This window comes from Streptomyces hainanensis (genome assembly GCF_004348415.1).
GTDB lineage: Bacteria > Actinomycetota > Actinomycetes > Streptomycetales > Streptomycetaceae > Streptomyces > Streptomyces hainanensis.
In genome coordinates this window covers 1-6514 of record NZ_SMKI01000437.1, presented here as the reverse complement: position 1 = coordinate 6514, position 6514 = coordinate 1, and the positions used below count along the sequence as shown (strand labels likewise).

Below are 6514 nucleotides of genomic sequence, written 5' to 3'. Positions count from 1 at the left end.
GGGACGGGCGGGATCGGCGTCAGATGTGGCCGCGCCAGGGCGCCAGCCGGCGTTCGAGCAGCCGCAGGCCGCTGTCGATGAGCAGCCCGGAGAGGCCGATGGCGAAGAGGCCGAGGATGACGACGTCCGACTGGTTGTAGCGCTGCGCGTCACGGACCATGCCGCCGATGCCGGGCAGGCCGTTGACGGTCTCGGCGGCGACGACCGAGGAGTAGGCGATGCCGACCGCGAGCCGCACGCCGGTGAGGATCTCCGGCAGCGCGGCGGGCAGGACGACGGAGCGGATCACCTGACGGCGCCCGGCGCCGATGGCCTGGGCCGCCTCCACCAGCGAGACCGGCGCCGAGGCGGTGGCCGCGGCGGTGGCCACCGCGACCGGCGGCATGGCGGCGATGGCCAGCAGCCAGATCTTGGGGGACTCGTCGATGCCGAACCAGATGACGAGGAGGCTGAAGTAGGCGAGCGGCGGCAGCGTCCGCAGGAACGCCACCCAGGGTTCGACCACCACCCGTACCCAGCCGAGCGTTCCCATGACGAGCCCGAGCGCCAGGCCGACGCCCACGCCGATCAGGGCGCCGACGGCGATCCGGCGCAGGCTGACGCCCAGGTGCTCGATCAGGTAGTGCCCCTGGTAGCCGCGGACGCCGTCGTTCTCGGTCGACGTCCGCACCAGCGCGTCGACGACGTCGGCGGGCGACGGCACCAGCACGGGCGGCCACAGTTCGAGCACCACGACGGTCTGCCAGGCGCCCAGCAGCACTCCGAGTGCCAGCAGCCGCAGCCCGACGCGGCGCAGCGGTCCCGAGACGTCGCGGCGGCGTCGGGTGGCGGAGGGGGCCGCGTCCTCGGTGGGCGCGGAGTCGGTGGGCCCGGAGTCGGTGGGCGCGGAGTCGGTGGTGTTCCTGGACGCGTGGACGAGCGGCGGCATGGGGTGCTCCGTGGGGGACGGCACGAGCCGACAGCCCGAACGAGGCGCGGGCACGCGGAAGTCGAGGCGGGAAGCCGGTCTCGTGGAGAAGGACGCGCTCGGCAGGGTCCGTCGTCAGGACCGCGCTGCCGCGGGAGGGGATCCGCTCGGGATCAGGGCGTCAGGCGCAACAGGAGGCGCTGGTGGACCGGCCGAGGTCGATGTGCCGACGAGCCACGAGGAAGGTGAGCACGCGGCATTTTTACACTGCCGCGCGGCCGCCGCCAAGGGGGCGGCGGATCTTGCCGGGCCTCGTCGTACGGATCACCGTACGGTTCGCCGCACGCCGCGCCGCACGAAAGCAACACGGCGGGAAGCCGCGGGAAGCGGCGGGTGATCGGGCGGCCCACGCGGTGGTGGGCCGCCCGACGAGGTGTCACACGGTGGTGTCGAGCGGCGCGCCCGCCGCCGGAAGGTCCTGCCGGCGCACCGCCCGCGCCGCCCGCAACAGCGTTCCCGGGCGCATCAGTGTCCTGGCCGGGGACAGCATGTGCATCACGTCAAGGAAGCGTCGGTGGATCACCGGGTCGGTCACCGAGGCCCGGACGATGAGGTCGCTCAGGCGGGAGGCGACGCCGAAGCCACGGGGGCGGGGTCCGGTGACGTGCGGCAGCTTCAGGTCGTTGAGGGCGGACGTCTGCCACGCGTCGTCCACGACGGCGCGGGTCCGCTTGAAGTAGGACCAGGCCGGGTCGCGCGGGGACGGCCCGGACGCGAGGTAGTCCGCGAGGCAGGCGGCGTGCATCGTGGCGGACGACATGCCCTGGCCGTAGATGGGGTTGAACGAGGCGAGGGTGTCGCCGACCGCGACGAGTCCTGCGGGGAATCGTTTCAGCAGGTGGAAGTCGCGCCGCCGGTTGTCCGGATGCCGGTAGGTCACCGGCTCGCCCATCGGCTCGCCGTCCGCGGCCAGTTGGCGAAACGGTTCGGCGGGGTCGTCCGCGCAGCGGCGCAGGAACTCCGCCACGCCCCGGCCCGGGCGGTCGTCCGCGTAGCCGGCCACCAGGGCGACCCACCGGTCGCCCTCGACCCGGCCGAGGGTGCCGAGGCGCAGCCGGCCGTCCGGCAGCATCGCCAGCGACTGCGCCAGCGTCGCCTCGTGCGGTCCCCCGGAGCGCCGGAACAGCGCGGTGGCGTAGCCGAGGTCGACGTGCATGCGCCGCAACGCCGGTTCCGGCCAGCCCGCTTCGCCCAGCCAGGCCCCGATCCGGCTGGCGCGGCCGGTCGCGTCGACCACCAGGTCGGCGTCCAGGACGTCCAGGACGTCGTCGCCCGAGGTGCCCGAGGTGCCCGACGTGCCCGACGTGCGCGCAGCGCCCGACGCGCCCGACGTGCCGGCCGCGCCCGACGCGCCCGCCCCGCTCGCGTACCGCACCCCGGTCACCCGGTCGCCGGTGAAGACCAGCCCCCGCACCCGGCCGTTGACCAGCCGCACCGCGTCGAGCGCCAACACCCGGCGGCGGAGGTGCGCCTCCAGGAAGGGCCGGGTGGCGCTGACCATCTCCACGCCGCCGACCAGGACCTTGCGGCGGCCGTCGAGGTAACTGTGCACGCCCGCCCCGGTGTCCGCGTGCGCGGCGCCGGCGGCGACGATCTCGGCGGAGAAGCCGGGGAACCACTGCTCGATCCCGCGGCGGCCCGCGTCCAGCAGGGCGTGCATCTGGGTGCCCTGCGGGACCCCTGGCCGGGGATCCCGACCGTCCCCGAAGTCGCCCGCGGGGGCGATGTCGTCCCGTTCGAGGACCACCACCTCGTCCGCGTGGTCACTGAGGACCCGGGCGGCCAGCAGTCCCGCGATGCTGCCCCCGAGTACGGCGGCCCTCCGCATGGCAACCTCCTGTCGGCCGCTTCCGCGCACCTGGAGCTGCGGCCGGCGGCGGAGATCATGGTGAACTTCCGATCCGGTCCCGAACCGACCATCCGCGCACCCGGTCTGTACATTTTCTGGCTCGTCCGACTCCTACGAAGGCAGGACCGTGCGATGAGTTCACCCCACGGAATGCCGCCCGGCGCCGACAGCACCCCGAACCGGCCCCGGCTGGTCGGTGGCCCGTCGGCCGACGTCGACGCCTGGCGGGGCATGCTGCACGACTCCCTCATCGAGCTCGACGCGATCCCGATGGGTGGCACCGGGCACGACGCCGGCTACCACGGCTGGCTCCGCCAACTCGACCTGAGATGCCTCACCCTGACGGATGTCGGTTCGGATCCGGTACGCGTGGTGCGCACGCCCAGGATGCTGCTGGGAAACCAGGACGACTTCTACCTGCTCTCCATCGCCCTGGAGAACAGCTCGTCGTTCAGCGGGAACACCCGGTCGGAGCTGCGCCGCGGCGACGCCGTGCTGCTCGACAGCACGGCTCCCTTCCAGCTCAGCGCCGACGAGTTCGCGCACCACCTGGTGCTGACGCTGCCACGCGCGGACGTGGCGCGGGTCATGCCGGTCGACCGGGAGCGGATCGGGCGGCGCATCGCGGCCGAGAACCCGGTGCTGCGCGTCCTGCTGGCCACGATCACCGAGGTGCACGCCGGCGGCGAGCGGTTCGATCCGGACCTGTTGCCGGAACTGGGTTACGTGATGCGCGAGTTGGTCTTCTCCGCGCTGCGCTCCGACGAGTTCGGCGATCAGACGGCGGTGAACGGCCTTCTCGGTCACCGCGCCCAACTCCTGCGCATGCGGGACTTCGTTCAGCGGCGGCTCGCCGATCCCGAGCTGTCGGCGAGGACGATGGCGGCGGCGTTCGGGGTCTCCGTGCGCTACGTCGAGCTCGTCTTTCGGGAAAGCGGCACGTCACCGGCCCGGTACATTCGCCGGAGCCGGATGGAGGAGGCGCGCAGAAGCCTGGCGAGCCCGCGGCGGAGGGAGCGCCCCATCGCGGCGATCGCCCGGTCCGTCGGAATCGAGAATCCGACCGTGTTCACCCGGATGTTCCGCCAGTTCTACGACCTCACGCCCAGCGCGTACCGGCAGTCCCAGGCCGGCGACCGGCCCGCGTGACGACCGGCCGCACGGTCGTCGTGACGACCGCCACCGGCCCGCGCGACGACCGCCACCGGCCCGCGCGACGACCGCCAGCGGCCCGCGTGACGACCGATCGCGGGGGCGTCGTGATCGTCGGGTGTCCGCGAAACACCGGTGCGTGAATTGACGAATTCGTGTTCGCGAATCGTCGACAACGGCGCCCCGGGCTCCAGCATCGTGGGCGCCGTTGTCGTACGGGGTGTCGCAGTGAATGCTCCGGATGTCCACCAGGCAGGGGAATTCACGACTTGCTGTCAGATTCACCGCATGACGCCGAGACAACCACCGCCGGGAGTACCCCCGCGCAGGCCGCCGAGCCGGGACGCGACGCCCGGTCGACCGCCGGCAGACGTGGACGGCGGGCTCGCGGCAGGCAGCGGACGGCCCGGCGGTCGCCGCTCCGGCCGCGCGGACGGCGGGGCCCGTGGTCGATCCGGTCCCGCGTCCTCGTCCTGGTGCTGATTCCGAGCCTGGCCCTGACCGCGCTCTGGGGCACGTACACGGTCAGCGGGTTCAACGAGGCGCTGGACCTGCGTCAGACCGTCCGCGACGTGGAGGCGGTGGGCGTCAACGGGGTGACGGCGATGGTGGCGCTGCAGGAGGAACGCCGGCTGTCGATGATCTACCTGAGCCACCCGGAGGCGGATCCGGACGCGCTCGACGAGCAGCGCGCCGACACCGACCGGCGGCTCGCGGCGATGAACGAGGCGGCGGCGCCGGTCGTCGAGAACAACCCGCCCGCGCTCAAGGCGATCTACGAGCAGATCGGCCAGGGCCTCGCGATGCTGCCGGACCTTCGGCAGCAGATCGACGCGCGCCAGCTGGACCACGGCGCCGCGTACGAGTTCTACACCGGCGCCGTGAGCACCGGCATGCGCTACTTCGAGGCCGAGGCCCGGCTCACCAACGACTCCGAGGCGCTCAACGAGGGGACGACCGCCGCGGACCTGTTCCGCGCGCTGGAGAGCCTGGCCCGGCAGAACGCCGTGCTGTCCGCGGGGCTGTCGTCGCCCACCGGGATGTCCGCCGCCGAACAGCGGCAGCTCGCCGGGCTCGTCGGCGTGCAGCGGGAGCAGTGGGAGGTGGTGGCGCCGGCGCTGCGCGGCGCGCAGGCGGAGCACCACCAGGAGATCACCGCCGCCCCCGAGTGGTCGATGCTGGTCGACGCGGAGCAGTCGGCGGTGGAGACCGGCCGGATCGCGCCCGGTTTCGAGGAGTGGCAGTCCTCGATGCTGGAGGTGGCGGGGAGTCTTCAGCAGCTCACCCTGGACCAGGTGGACTTCGCCGTCGGGTTCGCCAACGACCGGGTCGACGACCTGATGACCTCGGTGATCCTGACCAGCGTGGGTGCGTTGCTGGCCATCGCGCTGGCCGTGCTGATCTCCGTGCTGGTGTCCCGGGCGCTGATCCGCAGGCTCCGGGACCTGCGCGGCGCGACGCTGCGGCTGGCCGAGGAGCGGCTGCCCGACGTCGTCGGCCGGCTCCAGCGCGGCGAGCGGGTCGAACTCGCCGACGCCGTCCCCGAGACCGGGCACGGCTCGGACGAGATCGGCCAGGTCGCCGGCGCGTTCGCCACCGCGCAGCGCATCGCGGTGCGCGCGGCGATCGAACAGGCCGAGACGCGCGAGGGCATCAGCCGGGTGTTCCTCAACCTGGCGCAGCGCAGCCAGGGTCTCGTGCACCGTCAACTCGCGCTGCTCGACACGCTGGAACGCGACAGCGAGGAGGACCCCGACCTGCTCGCCGAGCTGTTCCGGGTGGACCACCTCGCGACCCGGATGCGGCGCAACTCCGAGAACCTGTCCATCCTCGGCGGCGCGATGCCGGCCCGCCGCTGGCGCCGCCCGGTGCCGTTGACCGAGATCCTGCGCGCCGCGGCCTCGCAGACCGAGGACTACTCGCGGGTCAAGCTGGCCGGGATCCCCGACGTCACACTCGCCGGCCCGGTGGCCGGCGACATGATGCACCTGCTGTCCGAACTGGTGGAGAACGCGACGACGTTCGCCCCGCCGCACACGAGCGTGCAGATCCGCGCCGAGGTCGTGCCCAAGGGGCTCGGCATCGAGATCGAGGACCGCGGCATCGGCATGAGCGACGAGGTGCGCGCGGAGGCCAACCGACTGCTGGTCGCGGCGCCCGAGTTCAACGTGATGGGCTTCACGGAGGACACCCGTCTCGGGCTGTTCGTCGTGGCCCGGCTGGCGGCCCGCCACCGCGTCATGATCACCCTGCGGCCCTCGCCCTACGGGGGGACCTCGGCCATCGTGCTGGTGCCGACGGAGCTGCTGCAGGATGCCGGGGCCAGAGGCCAGGGGCCCGAGCCCGAGCCCGAGCCCGCCGCGGTGATGGCCGGCACGGCGTCCGCCGGCCCGGCCGCGCCGGCGGCGCACGCGCCACCACTGACGCACGCGGCACCGCTGACGCACGCGCCACCTGCGGCACCGGCCGAGGCGGACGGCGCGCGGGCGTCGGCGGGCATGCCCACCTGGGCGCGCGACACCGGGCACCCGGCCCCGGCCCCGGTC

5 protein-coding genes are annotated in these 6514 nt (G+C 73.5%); 2 read left to right on the top strand and 3 right to left on the bottom strand.

Annotation, left to right across the window (positions count from 1 at the left end; translation table 11 throughout):
- Positions 1 to 19 precede the first annotated feature (19 nt).
- From E1283_RS29360 to E1283_RS29355, 3 genes are all read right to left on the bottom strand, one after another.
- Entirely contained in the window at positions 20 to 928 is a 909-nt protein-coding gene (locus E1283_RS29360; RefSeq protein WP_132821201.1) for an ABC transporter permease, read from the bottom strand.
- A gap of 160 nt (positions 929 to 1088) precedes the next feature.
- Positions 1089 to 1160: a putative leader peptide gene (locus E1283_RS40025; RefSeq protein ID WP_425086252.1), complete on the bottom strand. Its 72-nt coding sequence runs from the start codon at positions 1158 to 1160 to the stop codon at positions 1089 to 1091.
- Between the two features lie 183 nt (positions 1161 to 1343).
- On the bottom strand, positions 1344 to 2795 hold the full coding sequence (locus E1283_RS29355; RefSeq protein WP_132821200.1) for an FAD-dependent oxidoreductase: 1452 nt from the start codon (positions 2793 to 2795) through the stop codon (positions 1344 to 1346).
- A gap of 153 nt (positions 2796 to 2948) precedes the next feature.
- Here E1283_RS29355 and E1283_RS29350 point away from each other — a divergent pair, with 153 nt between their 5' ends.
- Positions 2949 to 3965 (top strand): AraC-like ligand-binding domain-containing protein, encoded by a 1017-nt coding sequence (locus E1283_RS29350; protein WP_165956293.1) that lies wholly within the window; start codon positions 2949 to 2951, stop codon positions 3963 to 3965.
- Positions 3966 to 4444: 479 nt separating this feature from the next.
- On the top strand, positions 4445 to 6514 hold a 2070-nt coding region (locus E1283_RS29345), incomplete at its 3' end, for a sensor histidine kinase (RefSeq protein ID WP_132821198.1).